Below are 19,531 nucleotides of genomic sequence, written 5' to 3'. Positions count from 1 at the left end.
GGCCATGTCGCTGTCGATCCTACGCATCCTGCTGGTGTCCGTGCTGTCCGCCGCGTTCTGGGTGCCGGCGGTGCAGGCGCGTACCGCGACCGCCGACATCGCACGCATCCGCACCGGAATCGCCACGCTGGAACAGGTGCATGTGCGCCTGGACTGGCCGGACACCGCCGATCGCGGGACGCTGCAACTGCGCGTCGGCAAGCTCGATGCGCCGGAGCTCGGTTATGCCTTCCGCGACCTGAGCTGGCAGTGCCCGCTGCAGCGCGACGGCGACGGCGGCTGGCGCTGCGAGGGCGAACTGCGCAGCGGCGGCGCGAAGCCGATGCGCCTGGACATCGCACTCGGGACCGCATTCACCGATGTCGTCCTGCGCCAGGGCGAATCGCGACTGGAAGTGCATCGTCAGGCCGCCGCGCCCGACGACACCCGCATCGATCTCATGACAGTCCCCTTGGTCTGGTCGCAGGCGCTGCTCGGTCGCGCGTGGACAGACGGTCGCTGGAAGACGGGTCAGCTCGACGGTCGGCTGGTGGTCAGCGCGCCGGCGAACCAGCCGCTGCGCGTCTACGGGCCGCTGACGCTGTCCGCCGCAGCGCTGGAAACGCCGGACGGCAGCATCGCCGCCGAAGGTCTCGGCGCGCAGCTCACGCTGGACTACCGCAATGCCGCTGCCGGGCAGCGCGTCGACCTGCGCGGCACATTGCGCGGCGGCGAACTCCTCTTCGGCAGTGCCTATGTCGCCTTGCCGTCGACGCCGGTCGAATGGCAGGTCGAGGCCATCGGCGACGCGAACGGCTGGCGGCTGCCGATCCTGCGCTGGGGCGACGGCGGCACGCTCGCGACGCAGGGCAGCGCCACGCTCGCGCCCGATGGCAGTCTGCACGCGCTCGATATCGAGATCGACAGCGACGACCTGTCGCCGGTGGCGGATCGTTACCTGTCCGGCTGGCTCGGCGGTTTCGGCCTCGGCGAACTGAGCATGACGGGGCGCATGCGCGCCCGGGTCCAGCTTGACGCAGCCGGGATGCGCGGTTTCGACGCGCATTTCGATCAGGTAGCCGTGCGCGAACCCGGCGGAAAATTCAGGTTCGATCGCCTCGACGGCGAACTGCGCTTTTCTGCGGATTCGCCCGTCGACAGCACATTGCGTTGGGGCAGCGGTCAGCTGTATGGCCTGGACTTCGGTGCCGTCGAATTGCCGCTGCACAGCGCCGACGGTGTGATCGCGTTGCGCGCACCGGCCACGGTCGAGGCGATCGGCGGCAAGCTCCGCTTCGACCGTTTCCAGCTGCGACCGCCACAGGGCGAACAGGGGCTGCAGGCGAACTTCGGCTTGAGCCTGGATGCGTTCGACATCGGCAAACTCGCGCAAAGCATGGGCTGGCCGGCATTCCGGGGCACGCTCAGCGGCAGCATTCCGGACGCCCGCTATCTCGACGACCGACTGGTGTTCGCGGGCGGTCTGGAGATGCGCGTTTTCGACGGCAGCGTCAAAGTGTCGTCGCTGGCGATGGAGCGGCCGTTCGGCGTGGCGCCGACGCTGTCGGCCGATCTGGCGCTGGACGATCTCGATCTGCTGTCGGTCACCGAAGTCTTCGATTTCGGCAGCATCAGCGGCCGTCTCGACGGCAGCATCCGCGACCTGCGTCTGGTCGACTGGACCGCGACCGCGTTCGACGCCGAGCTGTACACCCAGCGCAGGCGAGGCGTGAAGCAGCGGATCAGCCAGCGCGCGGTGCAGAATATCTCCAGCGTCGGCGATGCTTCTTTCGTGACCAGCCTGCAGGGGCAGTTGATCGGCCTGTTCGACGATTTCGGCTACCGGCGGCTCGGCATTTCCTGCCGGCTGCAGAATCAGGTCTGCGCGATGGGTGGTCTGGAGAGCATCGGCAAAGAGGTGGCCGGCTCCGGTTCAGACACCAGTGGATTTACTGTCATCCAAGGCGCGGGTATTCCGCGTTTGAACGTGGTGGGCTTCAACCGCCAGGTCGATTGGCCGACGCTGCTCGAACGTCTCCAAGCGGTGGGCAGCGGCGATCTCAAACCGGTCGTCGAGTAATGTCCCTTCGAGCGGCCCACCGTCAAGTAAGATTCGACATCATTCCGGGAGATAAGAACATGCGTCGTTTGTTGGGGGTTTCCACGGTCGCCGCGCTGGCGCTCAGCGCTTGCGTCACCATCAATGTGTATTTCCCCGCGGCCGAAGCCAAGGAAGCGGCCAAGGTCTTCGTCGAGCAGGTCATCAACGACGCCGCCGAAGCGCCGAAGCCCGCTCCGCAGCCCGGTGGCGGCATGGCGTTCGAAGCGCCGCGTTTCGATCCGCTGATGCTCATCGGTATCGCTCCGGCCTACGCCCAGAGCCAGCCCGACTTCAATATCCAGACCCCGGCCATCACCGCGATCCAGTCGCGGATGGAACAGCGTTTCGACAGCGCCCTGCGCCCGCACTTCGATTCCGGCGCGCTCGGGTTCACAGAAGATGGCCTGGTGGTGGTGCGCGATGCCGCTGCGCTGGCGCTGAAGGACCGCGTGCCGGTCAATACCGCCGTTGCCGACGAGAACCGCGACCGCAAGGCGGTCTACCGCGAAATCGCCGTCGCGAATGGCCATGCGGAATGGGAAGGCCAGATCCGCAGCGTGTTCGCCAAGCAATGGGTCGACAGCGCCCGTTCGGGCTGGTGGTATCAGCGCGGCGGGGCGTGGAAGCAGAAATAAGCGCGTTTCCGGGACCACTCCTGGACACTGTCGCGACGCCCGCTTCGGCGGGCGTCGTCGTTTCGGTGTCATGAGACAATCGCCGGCCCATCTTTCTTCCAAGAATCCCGTGGCCCGCATCGACCAGACTCCGTTCGCACTCGACATCGTTTCGCTAGGCCACGACGGTCGTGGGGTCGCGCGTCGCCCGGACGGCGATGCGAACGCCGGCAAGACCGTCTTCGTGTCCGGCGCACTCCCGGGCGAACGGGTGATGGCGAAACAGACCGCGAGATCGCGGCATTTCGACGAGGCGACCACGGTCGAAGTGATATCCGCATCGGCGGATCGCGTCGAACCGCGTTGCCCGCATTTCGGCGTGTGCGGAGGCTGCGTGCTGCAGCATCTGGCCGAAGACAAGCAGATCCTCTCGAAGCAGCAGGTGCTGATCGACAACCTGCAGCGGATCGGCCACGTGCAGCCGGCCACGCTGTTGCCGGCGTTGACCGACGTGGCCTGGGGCTATCGCCGCAAGGGCCGATTGTCGGTGCGCAGGGTCGAGAAGAAGGACAAGACATTGGTCGGCTTCCGCGAAGCCGATCCACGCTTTGTCGCCGACCTCTCGGTCTGCTACACGGTGATTCCGCGGATCGGCGAAAAACTCGGCGCGATTTCGGCGCTGGTCGATGCGATGGATGGCCGCCGGGATATTCCGCAGATCGAATTCATCGCCGGCGATGCGACGGTCGCGCTGGTGTTCCGTCATCTGCAGCCGCTGAGCGACCGCGATCGCGATGCATTGGTCGCATTCGCCCAAGCGTACGATTTCGCGATCTTCCTGCAGCCGGGCGGCATCGATTCGGTGCATGCGCTTTGGCCGGAAGCGGTGCCGCTGTCGTTCGTGCTGCCGCAGTGGAACGTCGAACTGGATTTCCGGCCACTGGATTTCATCCAGGTGAATGCCGGCCTCAATCAGAAGATGATCGCGAAGACCCTGGAACTGCTCGACGTGCAGCCCGACGACCGCGTGCTCGATCTGTTCTGCGGCCTGGGCAATTTCACCTTGCCGCTGGCGCGCGTCGGGCGCGAAGTCGTAGGCGTGGAAGGCGAGGCGGGGCTGGTGGCGCGCGCACGCGAGAACGCGACCCGCAACGCACTGGCCAACGTGCAGTTCCACGCCGCGGATCTGGCGCAGGATCTGTCGGGTCATGCGTGGATGCGTGCAGGCTTCGACAGACTGCTGCTCGATCCGCCGCGTTCCGGTGCGGATATCGTATTGAAGCAACTGCCGTTGAAGGGCCTGAAGCGGATCGTCTACGTCAGCTGCCACCCGGCCTCGCTCGCGCGCGACGCGGGTTATCTGGTCAACGAACGCGGCTGGAAGCTCATGGCGGCGGGAGCGATGGACATGTTCCCGCACACCGCGCATGTCGAATCGATCGCGGTATTCGAACCAAAGTGATGCCGCCCGCGCCCTTCGGCGCGGACGGAGGCAGCGCGTGTGTCAGGCGATACCGCGTATCTGCGGTTGTTCCGACTGGATCGTCTGTTCCTGGGCGGGTTTCGGCGGCTCCGGCAAGGATGGCGGTTGCGCGACCTGCGAGCTGCTCGCCTGGAGCGACTGGTTGCGAACCTGTTCCACCTCGACACTGGTGTACATCGCATTCGGCGCGCCCGGGTTCTGGCTATTGATCGCGAACACGCGATCGCCGTTCTCGCTGACGGCGATCGAGATCGCCGCAGGATCGGGATTGCCCCGATTGAAGCCGGGCGTCTGGGTCATGCTGGCGGTCAGCGCGCCGGCGACGTTGATCTGTTCGGTCCCCGTCAACGACAACTTCGATGCATCCAGATTGCCGACCCCCTGCAGGACCGCGTCGTAAAGCGGTTTGTTCGGATTGGCGGGGTCGTTCAGCAACGCTGTCCCACCGGGGATCGCAGAACCGGATGGGGCGACGGCAGCGGTCGTTGCGGATTCGGCGGGTGTCTCTTTCGTGGCGCCTGTTGCACTGGTGGAGCGATGACTACCGTCGTGGCTGATCCCGTGCTCTTTGTCGTGCATATGCCATGGGCGACGGCCATTGCGTATTTCGACTTCTTCGATATTGTCGTCGTCGTCCGGGCGCCGCCGCATCGCAAGAAGCTGGCGCTGTTCCGCCAGCGACAACTTGCGCTCGTGCGGCGCCAGGAAGTTGCCATCGTTGTCGTTGTTGTTGGCGTCGTAGCCATCGCCGTCGTCGAAGTCCGCATCCATCGGTTCGAGCATTTCCAGACCGTGGGAACCCGGCGTCTCGCTGTTCGATTCGTCTTTCGTGTGCACGGCGTGATGGTGCGAAGACGATGCGCTGTCCTTCGGAGTTTCGCTGTTCATGGCGAGCTTCCCTCATTGAGTTAGTGGACGATCGGCAATCGTCAGTTTCGCCCGGCAGGCCGATGAATTGTTAAAAATTCGATAATCGCCAGACAACCGCCTTAATCGTAGCACGGGACACAGACGAAACAAGCGATCGTCCGCATCGTTGGCCATGGCCGTTGGCGCGACGATCTTACTTCCGCTCCGACCGCCTACAATATCGCCCCAGCCTGCGGGCATGCCCTGTGACAGGACCCCAGCCGAACGTGGCCCTCGAAATCGAACGCAAATTCCTCGTCCTCGACGACGCCTGGCGTGCGCAGGCCAAAGAAGTGATCCCGATGGCGCAAGGCTATCTCAACGACCAGGCGTCGATGGACAGCGGTGCGCAGCGGGTTTCGGTGCGGGTGCGGCTGGAGGGCGACGAAGCCCGGCTCAACCTGAAATCGCGCGATGTCGGCCACACGCGACACGAATACGATTATCCGATTCCCGTCGACGACGCGCGTGCGCTGCTGGGGCGCTGCGTGGGCGGGTTGATCGACAAACGCCGGCATCTGGTCGAACACCTCGGTCACCTCTGGGAAATCGACGAGTTCCTCGGCGACAACGCGGGTCTGATCGTCGCCGAAGTCGAACTCGATTCCGGCGACGAATGGTTCGAACGTCCCGCCTGGCTGGGCCTGGAAGTGACCGACAGCACCCGCTATTACAATCTCGCCTTGGCTTCGCGCCCGTATTCGCAATGGAGCGAAGCCGAGCGCGCCGCAACCGACTTGGAGTCAGACCCATGCTTGTGATCGGCGTCGCCGGTACCGAACTCACCTCGCAGGAACGCGATTGGCTGCGACACGATGCCTGCGCCGGCGTCATCCTGTTCAAGCGCAACTTCGCATCGAAAGCGCAGGTCGCCGAGCTGTCCGCCGCGATCCGCGAGGCGGCGTCGCGTCCACAGCTGATCTGCGTCGATCAGGAAGGCGGTCGCGTGCAGCGCTTCGAGGAGGGCTACAGCGCCCTGCCGCCGCTGGATGGTTTCGGCAGGCTGTATGCCGCCGACCCGATGCGCGCGTTGGCGCTGGCCGAATCGCATGCGTGGCTGATGGCCAGCGAAATCCGCGCCACCGGCGTCGATCTGAGCTTCGCGCCGGTGGTCGATCTGGGCCGCGGCAATCTCGCCATCGGCAACCGCGCGTTCTCGGACGACCCGCAGATCGTCGCCGACTTCACCCGGGCTTACGTGCGCGGCATGCACAGTGCGGGCATGGCGGCGACGATCAAACATTTCCCGGGCCACGGCTCGGTGCTGGAAGACACGCATTTCGATGCGGCGGTCGACGACCGTCCACTCGATCTGATCCGCACCCACGATCTGGTGCCGTTCGTGGCCGGAATCGAAGCGAACGCAGAGGCGGTGATGCTGGCGCACGTGACCTATCCGCAAGTCGCACCGGAGCCCGCCGGCTATTCGCCGTACTGGATCAACACGATCCTGCGCGAAGAGATGGGCTTCCGCGGCGTGGTGTTCTCCGACGACATCGGTATGGCGGCGGCATTCTCCGCAGGCGGCATCCAACAGCGGATCGATGCGCATCTGGATGCAGGCTGCGACGTGGTGCTGGTCTGCCATCCGGAACTGGTCGAAGAATCGCTGACGGCGGTCGATGGGCGCGCGCTCGACACCATGGTATTGACCGGCCTGATGGGTCGCGGTGCGATGAGCTGGGATGCCCTCCTCGCCGACGCGCGTTACGGCGATGCGCAGGTGCGCCTGGCCGATGGAATGGGAGCATTCGCATGACCGCGCCGAACCTCGCCGAAGTATTGCCGGCCGCGGATGTGATCCATGACCGCGAGACGCTCGATCGCGCGATCCAGACGATGGCCGATGCCGTACGCGCCGAATACGCGGCCGATGCGAGGCCGCCGCTGTTCGTCACCATCATGCATGGCGGCATGCCGTTCGCGGCCCAACTGGCGTTCGCGCTGGGCGAGCGCGGGCTCGATCTCGAATTCGATTATCTGCACGCCACGCGTTATCGCGGTCACACCTCGGGCTCCGGCCTGGCCTGGCTGCATCGTCCGGCCACGCCGATGCGCGACCGCCGTGTGCTGCTCGTCGACGATATTCTCGATGAAGGCCACACATTGCTGGCGGTGAAGCGCTGGTGCGAAGACCAGGGCGCGGCCGACGTACGCGTTGCGGTGCTCGCGGTGAAGAACCACGACCGCCGCGTCGAAGGGATCGAAGCCGATCATGTCGGCGTCGAGGTGCCGGACCGTTATGTGTTCGGATACGGAATGGATTATCACGAACAGGGCCGTAATCTGCCCGCGATCTACGCATTGAAGGACTGATCCGATGCCGGCCGTTCCCGAGCTCGCACTCGCCATCATCGGCGGTACCGGCCTGTACGCGCTCGCCGATCTGCATGATGTCGAAACCCACCAGCCGGTGACGCGCTACGGCGCACCGTCCGGCCCGATCCGCATCGGCAGGCTGGCGGGCAAGCGGGTGGCGTTCCTGGCCCGCCACGGCGAAGGCCATTCGGTGCCGCCGCACCGGATCAACTATCGCGCCAATCTCGCGGCGTTGAAGGCGGTGGGTGCGCGACGCGTGCTCGCGCTCAATACCGTCGGCGGCATCACCGAACGCTTCGGCCCGCGCGTACTCGGTTGCCCGGATCAGTTGATCGATTACACCTGGGGCCGCATTTCCACCCTGTCTGAAGAGACAGGTAGCGAGGTGTTGCATGTGGATTTCGGCGATCCTTACACGCCGCTGCTGCGCCGCGAGGTCATCGCTGCAGCGACGGGCGCAGGCGTGGCGGTGGTCGATGGTGGCTGTTACGGCGCGACCCAGGGCCCCAGATTGGAAACCAGGGCGGAGATCGCGCGGATGCGCCGGGACGGCTGCGACCTGGTCGGCATGACCGGGATGCCCGAAGCAGGGCTGGCGCGGGAGCTCGGGCTCGATTACGCCTGCCTGGCCATCGTCGCCAATTGGGCCGCGGGTGCCGGCCCGGATCCGGACGAACCGATCACGCTCGAGGAAGTGCTGGCCCATGTCGAGGCCGCGAGCGCCGGACTCGGCCCGTTGCTGTCGGCGCTGCTCGCGCACGACTGAGGCTTCGCGCCGGTTTTGCGGCGTCCTGTGACATGGCCCCGTGGGGTTCGCGTGCCCCCTTGCGTACGCGTTTCGCTCAGGCATACTCGCGCCGTGCGCTATGCGAGCCCTAGCCTGGGCGCTCACGACGCACGCCACCGCATCCCAATCGAGGTCAACAGGATATGCCGTACGGAACAGTGAAATGGTTCAACGATGCCAAGGGATTTGGCTTTATTGCCCCCGAGGATGGCAGTGCCGATGTGTTCGCGCACTTCTCTGCAATCAGCGCAAAAGGTTTTCGCAGTTTGCAGGAAGGACAACGCGTGTCGTATGAAGTCACCACGGGACCGAAAGGCGCGCAGGCGGCAAACATCACGCCGGTTGCATGAGGTCGACCACGGTCGTGGTCGCCACCCGCACTCCAGGCCCCGCTTCGGCGGGGCTTTTTCATGGGCGCGCTTTCATGCGCGATTGCATGGGCATGTCTTGAGCATGCGGTGCTGTGAATCCGGATCCATGAGTCCCAACTCGCGATGAAAGCGGTCATGCATATCGCGATCGTCGGTTACGGCTCCGCCGGGCAAGCGCTTGCCGTGGCCTTGAGCGGCGACGGTCATCGCGTCGAGGTATTCGAGCGGGTACCGGATCCGGGCCCGGTCGGCGCCGGATTCCTGCTGCAGCCCACCGGCCTGAGCGTGTTGTGGGAGCTCGGTCTGCTTGATGCTGCGCTGGAACACGGCGCGGTGGTGCGACGGCTCTACGGCGAAACCATCGCGTCGCGCAGGGTCATGGACATGCGCTACCGCGAATTGCATCCGGCATTGTTCGGCCTGGGGCTGCAACGCGGCGCGATCTTCGAACTGCTCGATCGCGCATGGACGCAAGCGCGTCGCATCCACTGTGGCCGCGAGATCGTCCATGTCGATCTCGAGCGCGGCCTGTTGCGCGACGACCGTGGCGACGAACACGGGCCGTTCGATCTCGTCGTCGTCGCCGACGGCTCGGGGTCGAAGCTGCGCGCGCAGATCGGCGAGATCGTGTTCGATCGGCCGTATCCCTGGGGTGCGCAGTGGTGTCTCGTGCCCGCAGGCGACTGGCCATGGCCCGACGAACTGCGCCAGCGTTATCGCCATGCGCGACGGATGGTCGGCATGCTGCCGGTGGGCACTCGCCCGGGCGATCCGATTCCGAGACTGAGTTTCTTCTGGAGCCTGCCTGCCGTTGAACTGCCTGATGCGGGCCGCGATGAAGCGCGCTGGCGCGCGGAGGTTGCCGAGATCTGGCCGGATGCGGTGCAGCGTCTGCAGACGACGGCAGTGCCCGACGGCCTCGCGCAGGCCTGCTACCGCGACACGGTGGTTCGACGCTGGTATCGAGGACGCGCTGTCCTCGTCGGCGATGCCGCCCATGCGATGAGCCCTCAGCTGGGGCAGGGCGTGAACATGGCGCTGGCCGACGCGCTGGCATTGCGCGATGTATTGCGCAGTGCATCGACCTTGCCAGAAGCGCTGGACACCTATCAGCGCGAGCGTCGCCGGCATCTGGACATCTACCATTTCTGGAGCCGTTGGCTGACCCCGCTGTTCCAGTCCGAGCATGACCACGCAGCCGGGCTGCGCGACCTGCTGTTCCATCCGCTGTCGCGCATCCCCGGTGGTCGTGGACAATCGCTGCGGATACTGACCGGAACGCGGCGCGGCTGGTTCGGGCGTTGGCCGTTGCCGCCGGACTTCATCGAAAGACTGTCGAATGCTGGAGAACCATGATGAGCCATCGATCCGAGCGTAACGGCCTCGCGGCGAGTGCGACCCTTGTTCCAATCGCTTTTTCAATCGCGACAGTCTTCATGGCGATAGCGCCCGTGGCGCCCGCGCAGGCCGCATGGCCGCCAGCGCTCGTGGCTGCCCCGGAACGCGCGGACGAAATCCGCGTCGACAAATCCGAACGACGGATGGAACTGCTGCGCCTTGGCAAGGTCATCAAGACCTATCGCATCCTGCTGGGCGATGCACCGATCGGCCATAAACGCCAGCAAGGCGACGAGCGCACACCGGAGGGCCGTTACAGCATCACCTTCCGCAACGACAAGAGCCGCTTCCACCTCTCGCTGCGGATTTCCTATCCCAACGAAGCCGATCGCGCGCAGGCACAGGCACGGGGTGTCGATCCCGGCGGCGACATCATGATCCACGGCAAGACGCCGCCCGGTTACTCGAGGGACTGGACCGATGGTTGCATCGCATTGACGGACCAGCAGATCGAGGAAGTCTGGCGGCTGGTGCCGGTAGGTACCCCCATCGTCATTTCGCCGTGATCCCGAGATGCCGGCCTGACCGCAAACGAGTCATGCTTCCGAACCTGGTGAACGCAACGCCCGCGAAGTGTGGGCGAGCCCTGCAGACTTGAACGAAGCGGCAATACGCCAGCAATCTTTCCGAAGAGAATCATCCACCGAAGCCGATGACTCGTGCTTGCGAGAAACACCGTCGCAGAAGGATTTCCTGCCGCATGGCGCCTGGATTAAGCCGTGCCGCAAAGCGGCGACGGCTTGAATGAATCGTCAGACGTCATTGCGATCCTTGCAAGCCCTCTGCCGTCGAAGAACATGGCGAAAGATGAGATACGCAGCAGTGTAGAGCACAGCGATACACAAGCCCGTGTCGCCGGCCACGACATCCCACAACTCCGAATACGACCCCGGCACCGTTAGAAGCAGTACCGGAAACGCGAACTGGAAGAAAAAGTTGTGGGCAGCGTGGGCGATCGTGGCAATCCAGACAGACCCGGAGCGCACTCTGAGCTCGCTGAAAACGTAATTCATGGCGATGATGCCGAGGCCATAGATCAACGCCATGAGCAATGCGCTGTTCGTCTGGTAAAAATTCCCGAAGGCAATGAGCGGAAGATGCCAGGACGCCCACACAAGCCCACATGCAAGGTAGGGCTTCTTGAAGCCACCGCTCATCATTTTAGGCAACAGGAATCCGCGCCACCCGAGTTCTTCCCCGAACGCGCCAATGAGGCCAAGCCCGAGAACGGATAGCAGAACAGGTGTGATTTGGATGAGTTCTTCCGGGGAAATCAGAGAGAACTTCCGGATATCGAAGGCTGCGGATAAAAGCCCCAAGAGCAATGCCAGCAACAGAGGAACTGCGATGGCATGGATGTAGTAGCGTCCCTTCCCGACTCGAAATCCAACATCTCCAAATCCCGATTTCAGGATGAACCTCAACATGACGGAAAGGACGCCCGGGATGCACATCAGGGCGACGATCCAGAGCGGGCCGAAGTCCCTGACACCGCCATTGACGATGATGAAGGCTTCAAAGCTCCAACTTATTGCAAGCACTGAAACAATGAAGATCAATGCTTGATTCCGGTCGCTCGACACGTCTATGTGCATATGACGTTAATGCCTGAGTTAAGCCGACCCGTGGCCGACGCCACGACACGGGGTCGGCTTGAACGAATTGTTAGGTGCGTGCTCTGGCAGCGTTGCCGCAAGTACTTCTGACCTAGCCAACCTATGTGGCTTGGACATGTAGCCTCCACTCTGGAGAATCCATTGAGTAAGGCGGCTCTTCAGAATACTCAGAAATGTAGCTGTAGCCCTCGCCTCGTCCAGATAGTTCTACCAAGAAGTGGCGCAATTTCTCAAGCACAACTGCGCTACCAGATACTCTGAGGATGTTCCTTTGCTGCCAGTCGTCCATTGATGGATAGACATCTCTTTGGTTCTGTAGGGATGTGCACAGCTCGTTTTGCCCGCCTACGCTGAGGATCTCAACGTGGATGCCTGACTCAGTACAGAGAGTTTCCGCTCCCCCACCGTCAATTGCTGCTTCTACTTTTCTCGCGAAAGCAACGTAATCGATTCGCCTTCCGTACAACACGAAGTCATCAATGAGGCCATTGGGGCGGAACATTTGGCGGTGTTCAATCCGAAGCATGAGCGCACCTAACGCCTGAGTTAAGCCGCCCCGTGGCGGGGTGGCGGACGTGCGCTAGCGTAGCGAAAAAGCACGCGGCTGACGCCACGGCATGGGGTCGGCTTGAACGAATTGTTAGGCCTCTGCCCGTCGACAAACAGCCTCTATTACGTGCCCATCCGGGTCAAGGACGAAGGCAGCATAGTATGGCTCTCCATATTGCGGTCTCAAGCCAGGGCTTCCGTGGCTTACGCCGCCCATGCTCAGGGCAGTAGCGTAAAAAGCATCCACCGTATCTCTTGATGCGGCTTGGAAAGCAACATGAAGGCGCCCAGTAACAGGTTGACCGCCACCAATCCAGAATTGTGGGCCGTGCAGGGAACCAAAACCGGTGCCTTCTCGGCCATCCTCACGCTGGATCTCCATGAATGGAGAAAAGCCAAGAACAGCCAAGACATTGGTATAGAAGTCGCGACTGCGAGGGAAATCTGTGACTGCGAAGTCTATGTGGTCAAACATGTGGAAGCTTTATGAGAGGCCTAACGCCTGAGTTAAGCCGACCCGTGGCGGGGCGGCGGACACGTGCAAGCGTAGCGCAAAAGCACGTGGCCGACGCCACGACATGGGGTCGGCTTGGACGAATCGTTATGCGACCACACTCAGCCCGGCGAAGTGAGGTTGTTCTCAGGATTTGTTGGCGCAAACAGTCGGGAGCCGGTAATCACTGGATGGGGCGATAACAGTCAGCGGCCATGACTGGCCACCGAAGCCCAGAGCGCCGCGCATCCGGAGCGCGTACTGCCCGGTGCGAACGGTTTCATCAAGCGGATGCCATCCGGCGCGAACAACTCAACGGAGCGCTGTCTCGCCGGAAGGCGAGCGGCGCGAACATGGAGTTGACCAATGCGGGCTGTGCTTGGCTGCGGCACGGCGTGATGACTGATGAAGTCGCGCGACTGTGAACCCACACAGCCTGCTGCTAGACCGCGTATAACGCCTGAGTTAAGCCGACCCGCGACGGGGCGGCAGACGTGTGCAAGCGTAGCGCAAAGCACACGACTGACGCCACGACGCGGGGTCGGCTTGAACGAATTGTTAGGCCCCACCAACTTTCTGGGCCCGGGGTTTGTACGTTGCCTATCAGGACTCAAGGGTAATCGGACCGACAATCATGCAAACTCTCTGATTGCAGTAGATATACCCTGATGCGCTCTTGCCACAGATGTAGGTGTTATCCCAGCACTCCATCGAACTCTCTCGGGTGTCTAGAACCGACCGCCGCGACTCAGGCTCATCCAAACTTGACCGTATATCAATCCTGATTTCACGTGGTGCTGTTTTCTGGGTGTTGCTTTGCTGAGATAAGAAGCCGCTGCACGCAGCATGCAGAGCTGCAACATGCTCATTGATGCTTTCTATCAACTCGTTCAATGTACGAGCGTTTGTTTGAATAATCATGATGTCTCCCTAGTCTTAAGTCTGTTCCTGATGATATGAGAAAATTGGCCGCAGAGGCGCGATCACATATTTAATGTGATTATCGCGCTATAAGGGTAACGTTAATATCATTATCAAGCGGTCAGCGGAAGCTTCAGGCCTAACGCCTGAGTTAAGCCGCCACGACATGGGGTCGGCTTGAACGAATTGTTAGGCGCGTCACCTTAGGCCTGTATCTTTCCAAGCGTAGTACATGCCCTGACTGAAAAGGCGCGAGAGGTTCTTTGCGTCAACCCAAGGATATTGGGCAATCATTGCTGGCTCAAAGTCTCCATAACTTGTTTCATCTCCAGACTTTAAAGCGAGGTCATACACAGCCCCGTGTCCGAAACGCATTGCCTCTTGAGAAATAGCGTTGATCTTATCTAGATCTTCTTTTGAGAGTGCGGGATGGCGGACAGCTAGACGCTCCTGGATGGGTTTTAACCAATCCTCTCCCCACTCCATGGCGAGATATAGCCCCTCGTTAAGCAAGTCGTTTCGAGAAAGCGATTGCACTTCATTTTCCAGATTATTGAGCCACGAGAAAATTCGTTTAGCGCCTAACGCCTGAGTTAAGCCGCCCCACAGCGGGGTGACGGACGCGTGCTAGCGTAGCGTAGGCACGTGGCCGACGCCACGATGCGGGGTCGGCTTGAACGAATTGTTAGGTGCCACCCAGCTACCTTTGTGCGAAGACGTATAACGCGGCTAATCCAAGCACGACTAAAACCAATGGCGCGGCCCACATGTGAAGAAACGATTGAATGAATGCAATCTTGGGGTGGGCGGGGAGGTAGCGTACAACTACATTTGTCCCTTGCAGTGGATGGCGCGTAGAGCGCCCTGCAACCGAGGTGAACCGATGTGCGACGCCCCATGAGTCCTTGAACTCAACGATTGGCAGGTAAGAAACAGAGCCATCATCCGTACGTGCCTCGTGCCCCATCACGTGTCCGGTCACGGACACTCCAACAAATAAGACAAGGAGGCGCCTGCACAGCAAGAAAACTGCCGATGCTAGGCACGCTATACCAATGCCGATCAGGTATGCGTTCATTGTGGCACCTAACGCCTGAGTTAAGCCGCCCCGTGGCGGGGCGGCGGACGCGTGCTAGAGTAGCGTAGGCACGTGGCCGGCGCCACGATGCGGGGTCGGCTTGAACGAATTGTTAGGGCCCGCCCTGATACCTGCGAGACTCAATACTTGAATGTGGCCTGCTACGACCGCCCCTGCAGCAAACATATGTCCGCCCGGCTGAGGAAGTGAGCAGTACGGTGCAGGCGAATGGGTCGCCGTAGGAGAACGTCCAAGGTTGTATTGCTTTGCCAAAAGTGCCGAACTCAAGCGTAATTCTACCAGCGAGAATCTGCTGGCCAGCGAGTCGTTTAGTAATGTACGTGGAGTAATGCGAAACGGCAGCTTGTGAGGCTGGAGCATCCGGCAGAGATTGACCTGTGATGAGATCAAGCTCAATGACCGTTACGGAGTGTTCAATAGATTCTTTGTAGAGCATGCCTATGCCTCAATAACCCGGAATATCGTTGTTGCGGCTAATGAAACTCTCGGCAACGCCACAGGCAATTCCTTTCAGATCACGATTCTTTGCCATGCGGGCCCTAACGCCTGAGTTAAGCCGCCCTGTGGCGGGGCGGCGGACGCGTGCTAGCGTAGCGCAGGCACGTGGCCGACGCCACGATGCGGGGTCGGCTTGAACGAATTGTTAGCGCCCATGCCCGAGTGCGGAAAGCAGAAGACGCTCGTATTGGCCTCCGGCACGGCGAACAATGTCGTAGTTGTCGAGGCGAACCACAATTACCCGCTCATTGAGGCTTGGGTAGTAGTCACCGCAGCGAGGTGTTACTTCAATATTGGGTGGCGCAGAACCCTTCAGTAATTTGGATTTTTCGATAGTTAAAGCGGACTCAATGAGTGGTCCTTCGGAGGGCAGTTGGCGTATGGCAACGACAACGCCGAAGAAGACAGCATCCGCTGCAGCATCTTCGTTTGGATTTGGCGGGATGGGTATGCAGGCACTAACCGGGTTGGCTAGCAGCGCAGAGATGATCAAACCCCAAGTTGCGAATACGTACTTCATGGGCGCTAACGCCTGAGTTAAGCCGCCCCGCAGCGGGGCGGCAACAGCGTGCAGCGTAGCGCAAAGCACGCTGTTGCCGCCACGATGCGGGGTCGGCTTGAACGAATTGTTAGGCCTCATTTCCGACTAGACAAGCCAGAAAATATCTCAGGCGCCTCTACGCATCCTTGCATGTCGAAAAAGCTGCCGTGGCCTATAGTGCCGGGCTTGAACTCAATAGCCGAGCAGCGCGATGTCCACACAGTGGAGTTGTTGCCGTTAGTGCCGAATTGGCCGGTCACGTCTGAGTCGAAAAAGAATGAAATAAGCTGTCCATCAGCTCGCCGTAGTGCAACATCACAAAAAGCAGAGTCGTAGCCAAAGCTGCTATATCCGAATTTAAATGGTTTGCCGTTATTTACTGCATCTCTAGCGCAGGCTTTTGTGGCAGAACGATCAGTCTTTGAAGAGATGGCCGACAAGAAACCGCAGTCAACAACAGGTTCCCCAACTGTTTCCGAAACATCACGATCAAAGTCTGTGTAGCACAGATCAGTCCAAGAGCCTGCCCGAGGAGGAGATACCTGAACAGATGCGCAACTTGCAAGAGCAATTATCAGTACTGCTAAGTGAGCCTTGAAAATCTTTGTCATGAGGCCTAACGCCTGAGTTAAGCCGCCCCGCAGCGGGGTGGCGGACGCGTGCTAGCGTAGCGCAGGCACGTGGCCGACGCCACGATGCGGGGTCGGCTTGAACGAATTGTTAGCCCTGACCCTCGCGTAGTATCACCTCTTGTTGGAGGCGAGTTATTCGTTCCAGCAGCTGTAGCTGCAAAGCTTGAGTTCTCTGAGATAGATCGTCAGCTTTTTTTCTGGTCTGAATAGCCCATTCACCGCCTTTGAAACTTGTTAGATTGAGATAAATTATGGAGATTGCGCCAGAAGAACCCGCAAGAGCTGAACTTATGGCTACGCCTGAATCGCCTCGTGCAGCTTTGAACCCAAGATCAAAAACAACGATAGCTTTTTCTGCAAGATGCAGGCATGTCTCAGCAATGCGAATTGGAATTTCAGTTGCATCCCTTAGCTCGCTTAATGCCTTTTCAGAAAGTTGCCTCTTCTTTGCTTTGTCTGCTTCTGCATCTCTTAGACGACGTGCCTGTATCACCCGGTCGAATTGTTCTGAATCTTCTTGCACGGCAGCCAACAGTACGGGTTCTATACCGTCAAGAACGTCTTGGTTTGCCAGAGTTAACTGAGCCTCAACACCTTGATACTGATCCCTGCCAGCTGACAAAGACACAACAGTCTGAGTCAGCTTGCAGGCGACAAGACCAAGCAACGCCGCAGCACTTCCTGATCCGGGTTTGTGACCGCCGGAGCCGAATTTTGTAAGTAGTTGGTCAGTTGGAAGCTTGATCAGTTCTTGGGCCATGAGTAACTTCTGGTAAGGGCTAACGCCTGAGTTAAGCCGCCCCGCAGCGGGGTGGCGGACGCGTGCTAGCGTAGCGTAAAGCACGTGGCCGACGCCACGATGCGGGGTCGGCTTGAACGAATTGTTAGATTTGCTGCCCACTGACGTCGGCAGCGAGACGATTGCCTTTTGACAACTGCTCGACCTCGATCGCGGAGAACATAATTTGTACTATCTGGTCGTTGCGAGTTTTGAACACGCCTTCCTGCATGTGTGGAACATCGAAGATCTCCGGAATTGACGAAATGCTGGGAGAAAATGCCAGAAATGCTCTTGGTGGTGAGCCTTCAAGATAGAAAGTCAGTTGAAAGTAGTTTGTGCTGTACACAGGTATCGGAACCGCCATAAATCGTAGCTCGCGCCAGGCGTTTTTCATTGCCTGAAATTTGGCAACATCTTTCAGGAGCTTGAGATTGAGGCTTGAGCCGATTTTTCCTGATGAGTGAAGGTAGTTTAATAGCCAGGAAATGCCAACGGGAGTTAGTCCGATTTCGGATTCGGATAATCTGGTGGTAACGAAGATTCCGCGGGATGCCAGTGCTGCTTGGTCTTTATTGCTCAATGTTGACACAGTTGCCTCCTAGCAAATCTAACGCTTGAGTTAAGCCGCCCTGTGGCGGGGCGGCGGACGTGTGCAAGCGTAGCGCAAAGCACACGGCCGACGCCACGACACGGGGTCGGCTTGAACGAATTGTTAGACCGACTCACGGGACAGTTGAAAACGAAAAGCTGTTGAAGTAAGGGATGCTTGGGGGCTCAGGTAAATTAAGACCCTCCAAGGCATTGGCGAGGCAAGCCGAAAAATCATTTTGAGGCTCAAGAACCACCTGATATTTAGTTGCAGATATGAAGTGAAAATAGCCACGAACTGATTGAGTGCCGGGATTCTTTGTCAAGCAATCGGTCATGCCGGACTCAAACTTGGCGTTATTTTGCAGCATTTTTCCAAGTGTCGCGTCGTATGTCGCGCCTGCCTGGGTACGACCATTAGCTTGAGCCTTATTCACATTTCTCTGAAAATCACCATCAGCCGCAATTGCAAAAGTGGCCAATATGCTGAGAATCACAGTGATGTACAAACGTGCAGATGTGTGCATGGCAATCCTGTCGGTCTAACGCTTGAGTTAAGCCGCCCTGTGGCGGGGCGGCGGACATGTGCAAGCGTAGCGTATAGCACGTGGCCGTCGCCACGACACGGGGTCGGCTTGAACGAATTGTTAGGTGGCGGGGGATGCTGATGCGCACCGAGCCCGGATGCACTTGCCGAAAGCCGAAGCGGGAAAGCCCGAGCGCGGATCCGAGAACTCTCCCCCAGACGTTACCGAAGCGACTGCATCAGCAGCGGAGAACATGACGACACCAATCACCGTTTCCGAAGCCGGCCAACGCAACGCATGCGTAGTGTGAGCGCGCCACACGGACTTGACCGAAGAAGCAGCGTGCCAAGAACCTGGCCGAAGAGCAACGCTAGCCGAAGCCAGGAAATTAAGTTTGCGAGCAACACAATTGCAGAACGCTTTTCTGCCGCCTAACGCTTGAGTTAAGCCGCCCTGTGGCGGAGCGGCGGACGCGTGCAAGCGTAGCGCATAGCACGTGGCCGACGCCACGACACGGGGTCGGCTTGAACGAATTGTTAGGCGGCGGAGGATGCCGGCGCGACATGAGCCCGGCCAATGCTTCCGAAAGCCGAAGCGGTGAGGCCCGAGCGCGCCCTGAGAACTTTCCTCGATGTCTCCTAAGCGACTGTATCTGGAGCCGAGAAACTCACTGAAACCCAATCAGCGTTTCCGATGCCGGCGAACGTAACGCATGCGAAGTTTGAGCGCGCCCCGCAAACGTACCGAAGCAATGCATGATTGCCGAGCGCAATGAGCGCAGCAGTTGAAAACGGCAAAGACGCGGCAATGAGCGGTACAGTTGGACAGACAAGCAAATCGGCGGCGGAAAACGAACGTTTTTCTGCCGCCTAACGCCTGAGTTAAGCCGCCCCGCAGCGGGGCGACGGACGCGTGCTAGCGTAGCGTAGGCACGTGGCCGACGCCACGATGCGGGGTCGGCTTGAACGAATTGTTAGGCCCCAGCCGGGGTTCTAGGTCTGATTCACCAAGCATTTTCTCAGATGCTTTGACTCTTGTTAGGACACATGTTTGCGTGAATTTTTCATATGGCATTTATATGAGAAAAATTAAATGGCTGCAAAGAGCCAAATAAATGCAATGCCAAAGCTTTCAAGAGAAGCATCCACTAAGGAAAATGAACTGAATGTTGTTTGTTGCCCAGTAAGTAACGGCAGAGCTTCTGCTTGCCAGTGCATCATAAGAAAATAAACGCCACACCAAAGCGGTGCTATCCATCCGGCAGAAAAAAATCCAATTAACACAGCCAGTAGTCGATGCTTGGTCATGGGGCCTAACGCCTGAGT

The 19,531-nt window shown here is 60.0% G+C and carries 21 protein-coding genes; 10 read left to right on the top strand and 11 right to left on the bottom strand.

Going from position 1 to position 19,531, the window contains the following annotated elements; genetic code table 11:
• Positions 1-4 precede the first annotated feature (4 nt).
• The 3 genes from HOP03_00180 (at position 5) to rlmD (ending at position 4,156) form a co-directional block, all read left to right on the top strand.
• Positions 5-2,059, top strand: a complete 2,055-nt coding sequence (locus HOP03_00180; GenBank protein NOT86579.1) for a hypothetical protein — start codon at positions 5-7, stop codon at positions 2,057-2,059.
• A gap of 59 nt (positions 2,060-2,118) precedes the next feature.
• Entirely contained in the window at positions 2,119-2,715 is a 597-nt protein-coding gene (locus tag HOP03_00175; protein NOT86578.1) for a YdbL family protein, read from the top strand.
• A 70-nt stretch (positions 2,716-2,785) separates the two neighbouring features.
• Entirely contained in the window at positions 2,786-4,156 is a 1,371-nt protein-coding gene (gene rlmD, locus HOP03_00170; GenBank protein ID NOT86577.1) for a 23S rRNA (uracil(1939)-C(5))-methyltransferase RlmD, read from the top strand.
• A 42-nt stretch (positions 4,157-4,198) separates the two neighbouring features.
• On the opposite strand, the gene HOP03_00165 is transcribed toward rlmD, so the two are convergent.
• Positions 4,199-5,065, bottom strand: a complete 867-nt coding sequence (locus HOP03_00165; protein NOT86576.1) for a hypothetical protein — start codon at positions 5,063-5,065, stop codon at positions 4,199-4,201.
• A 248-nt stretch (positions 5,066-5,313) separates the two neighbouring features.
• Between HOP03_00165 and HOP03_00160 the strand changes: the two genes are divergently transcribed.
• The 7 genes from HOP03_00160 (at position 5,314) to HOP03_00130 (ending at position 10,467) form a co-directional block, all read left to right on the top strand.
• The gene (locus HOP03_00160) at positions 5,314-5,847 is read left to right on the top strand and encodes a CYTH domain-containing protein (GenBank protein ID NOT86575.1); all 534 of its coding nucleotides are present in this window, start codon (positions 5,314-5,316) and stop codon (positions 5,845-5,847) included.
• Positions 5,838-6,845 (top strand): beta-N-acetylhexosaminidase, encoded by a 1,008-nt coding sequence (gene nagZ / locus HOP03_00155; GenBank protein NOT86574.1) that lies wholly within the window; start codon positions 5,838-5,840, stop codon positions 6,843-6,845. Before HOP03_00160 ends, nagZ begins: the two co-directional genes overlap by 10 nt.
• Positions 6,842-7,402 carry a hypoxanthine-guanine phosphoribosyltransferase gene (locus HOP03_00150; GenBank protein ID NOT86573.1) on the top strand — a complete coding sequence of 187 codons (561 nt, stop codon included), beginning with the start codon at positions 6,842-6,844 and terminating at the stop codon, positions 7,400-7,402. The genes nagZ and HOP03_00150 overlap by 4 nt, the downstream gene beginning before the upstream one ends.
• A 4-nt stretch (positions 7,403-7,406) precedes the next feature.
• A complete protein-coding gene (locus tag HOP03_00145; GenBank protein ID NOT86572.1) occupies positions 7,407-8,171 on the top strand; it encodes an S-methyl-5'-thioinosine phosphorylase in 765 nt (254 codons plus the stop codon).
• 164 nt (positions 8,172-8,335) lie between these two features.
• Positions 8,336-8,542: a cold-shock protein gene (locus tag HOP03_00140; GenBank protein NOT86571.1), complete on the top strand. Its 207-nt coding sequence runs from the start codon at positions 8,336-8,338 to the stop codon at positions 8,540-8,542.
• Between the two features lie 144 nt (positions 8,543-8,686).
• Positions 8,687-9,919: an FAD-dependent monooxygenase gene (locus HOP03_00135; GenBank protein ID NOT86570.1), complete on the top strand. Its 1,233-nt coding sequence runs from the start codon at positions 8,687-8,689 to the stop codon at positions 9,917-9,919.
• An 80-nt stretch (positions 9,920-9,999) separates the two neighbouring features.
• Entirely contained in the window at positions 10,000-10,467 is a 468-nt protein-coding gene (locus tag HOP03_00130; protein NOT86569.1) for a L,D-transpeptidase family protein, read from the top strand.
• Between the two features lie 246 nt (positions 10,468-10,713).
• On the opposite strand, the gene HOP03_00125 is transcribed toward HOP03_00130, so the two are convergent.
• From HOP03_00125 to HOP03_00080, 10 genes are all read right to left on the bottom strand, one after another.
• A complete protein-coding gene (locus HOP03_00125; protein NOT86568.1) occupies positions 10,714-11,556 on the bottom strand; it encodes a CPBP family intramembrane metalloprotease in 843 nt (280 codons plus the stop codon).
• 661 nt (positions 11,557-12,217) lie between these two features.
• Positions 12,218-12,601 carry a VOC family protein gene (locus tag HOP03_00120; protein ID NOT86567.1) on the bottom strand — a complete coding sequence of 128 codons (384 nt, stop codon included), beginning with the start codon at positions 12,599-12,601 and terminating at the stop codon, positions 12,218-12,220.
• A 1,137-nt stretch (positions 12,602-13,738) separates the two neighbouring features.
• Positions 13,739-14,077, bottom strand: coding sequence for a hypothetical protein (locus HOP03_00115; GenBank protein NOT86566.1), 339 nt, complete (start codon positions 14,075-14,077; stop codon positions 13,739-13,741).
• Between the two features lie 163 nt (positions 14,078-14,240).
• Positions 14,241-14,618 (bottom strand): DUF3592 domain-containing protein, encoded by a 378-nt coding sequence (locus HOP03_00110; GenBank protein NOT86565.1) that lies wholly within the window; start codon positions 14,616-14,618, stop codon positions 14,241-14,243.
• 664 nt (positions 14,619-15,282) lie between these two features.
• Positions 15,283-15,657, bottom strand: coding sequence for a hypothetical protein (locus HOP03_00105; protein NOT86564.1), 375 nt, complete (start codon positions 15,655-15,657; stop codon positions 15,283-15,285).
• A gap of 116 nt (positions 15,658-15,773) precedes the next feature.
• On the bottom strand, positions 15,774-16,289 hold the full coding sequence (locus HOP03_00100; protein NOT86563.1) for a hypothetical protein: 516 nt from the start codon (positions 16,287-16,289) through the stop codon (positions 15,774-15,776).
• A gap of 109 nt (positions 16,290-16,398) precedes the next feature.
• The gene (locus tag HOP03_00095) at positions 16,399-17,070 is read right to left on the bottom strand and encodes a cyclodeaminase/cyclohydrolase family protein (protein NOT86562.1); all 672 of its coding nucleotides are present in this window, start codon (positions 17,068-17,070) and stop codon (positions 16,399-16,401) included.
• Between the two features lie 124 nt (positions 17,071-17,194).
• Positions 17,195-17,680 carry a hypothetical protein gene (locus HOP03_00090; protein ID NOT86561.1) on the bottom strand — a complete coding sequence of 162 codons (486 nt, stop codon included), beginning with the start codon at positions 17,678-17,680 and terminating at the stop codon, positions 17,195-17,197.
• A gap of 133 nt (positions 17,681-17,813) precedes the next feature.
• A complete protein-coding gene (locus HOP03_00085; GenBank protein ID NOT86560.1) occupies positions 17,814-18,206 on the bottom strand; it encodes a hypothetical protein in 393 nt (130 codons plus the stop codon).
• A 1,088-nt stretch (positions 18,207-19,294) separates the two neighbouring features.
• Positions 19,295-19,513 (bottom strand): hypothetical protein, encoded by a 219-nt coding sequence (locus HOP03_00080; GenBank protein NOT86559.1) that lies wholly within the window; start codon positions 19,511-19,513, stop codon positions 19,295-19,297.
• Positions 19,514-19,531: the final 18 nt, after the last annotated feature.

It is taken from the genome of Lysobacter sp. (genome assembly GCA_013141175.1).
Lineage (GTDB): Bacteria > Pseudomonadota > Gammaproteobacteria > Xanthomonadales > Xanthomonadaceae > Lysobacter_I.
Note: the sequence above shows the minus strand (reverse complement) of the source record. Positions and strands in the feature narration are given on the sequence as shown.

Bases quoted from the DNA above. Each gene is read 5' to 3' on its own strand.
- HOP03_00180 (NOT86579.1), top strand. From the start codon at position 5: ATGTCGCTGTCGATCCTACGCATCCTGCTGGTGTCCGTGCTGTCCGCC.
- HOP03_00175 (NOT86578.1), top strand. From the start codon at position 2,119: ATGCGTCGTTTGTTGGGGGTTTCCACGGTCGCCGCGCTGGCGCTCAGC.
- rlmD (NOT86577.1), top strand. From the start codon at position 2,786: ATGAGACAATCGCCGGCCCATCTTTCTTCCAAGAATCCCGTGGCCCGC.
- HOP03_00165 (NOT86576.1), bottom strand. From the start codon at position 5,065: ATGAACAGCGAAACTCCGAAGGACAGCGCATCGTCTTCGCACCATCAC.
- nagZ (NOT86574.1), top strand. From the start codon at position 5,838: ATGCTTGTGATCGGCGTCGCCGGTACCGAACTCACCTCGCAGGAACGC.
- HOP03_00150 (NOT86573.1), top strand. From the start codon at position 6,842: ATGACCGCGCCGAACCTCGCCGAAGTATTGCCGGCCGCGGATGTGATC.
- HOP03_00145 (NOT86572.1), top strand. From the start codon at position 7,407: ATGCCGGCCGTTCCCGAGCTCGCACTCGCCATCATCGGCGGTACCGGC.
- HOP03_00140 (NOT86571.1), top strand. From the start codon at position 8,336: ATGCCGTACGGAACAGTGAAATGGTTCAACGATGCCAAGGGATTTGGC.
- HOP03_00135 (NOT86570.1), top strand. From the start codon at position 8,687: ATGAAAGCGGTCATGCATATCGCGATCGTCGGTTACGGCTCCGCCGGG.
- HOP03_00130 (NOT86569.1), top strand. From the start codon at position 10,000: ATGGCGATAGCGCCCGTGGCGCCCGCGCAGGCCGCATGGCCGCCAGCG.
- HOP03_00125 (NOT86568.1), bottom strand. From the start codon at position 11,556: ATGCACATAGACGTGTCGAGCGACCGGAATCAAGCATTGATCTTCATT.
- HOP03_00120 (NOT86567.1), bottom strand. From the start codon at position 12,601: ATGTTTGACCACATAGACTTCGCAGTCACAGATTTCCCTCGCAGTCGC.
- HOP03_00110 (NOT86565.1), bottom strand. From the start codon at position 14,618: ATGAACGCATACCTGATCGGCATTGGTATAGCGTGCCTAGCATCGGCA.
- HOP03_00105 (NOT86564.1), bottom strand. From the start codon at position 15,657: ATGAAGTACGTATTCGCAACTTGGGGTTTGATCATCTCTGCGCTGCTA.
- HOP03_00100 (NOT86563.1), bottom strand. From the start codon at position 16,289: ATGACAAAGATTTTCAAGGCTCACTTAGCAGTACTGATAATTGCTCTT.
- HOP03_00095 (NOT86562.1), bottom strand. From the start codon at position 17,070: ATGGCCCAAGAACTGATCAAGCTTCCAACTGACCAACTACTTACAAAA.
- HOP03_00085 (NOT86560.1), bottom strand. From the start codon at position 18,206: ATGCACACATCTGCACGTTTGTACATCACTGTGATTCTCAGCATATTG.
- HOP03_00080 (NOT86559.1), bottom strand. From the start codon at position 19,513: ATGACCAAGCATCGACTACTGGCTGTGTTAATTGGATTTTTTTCTGCC.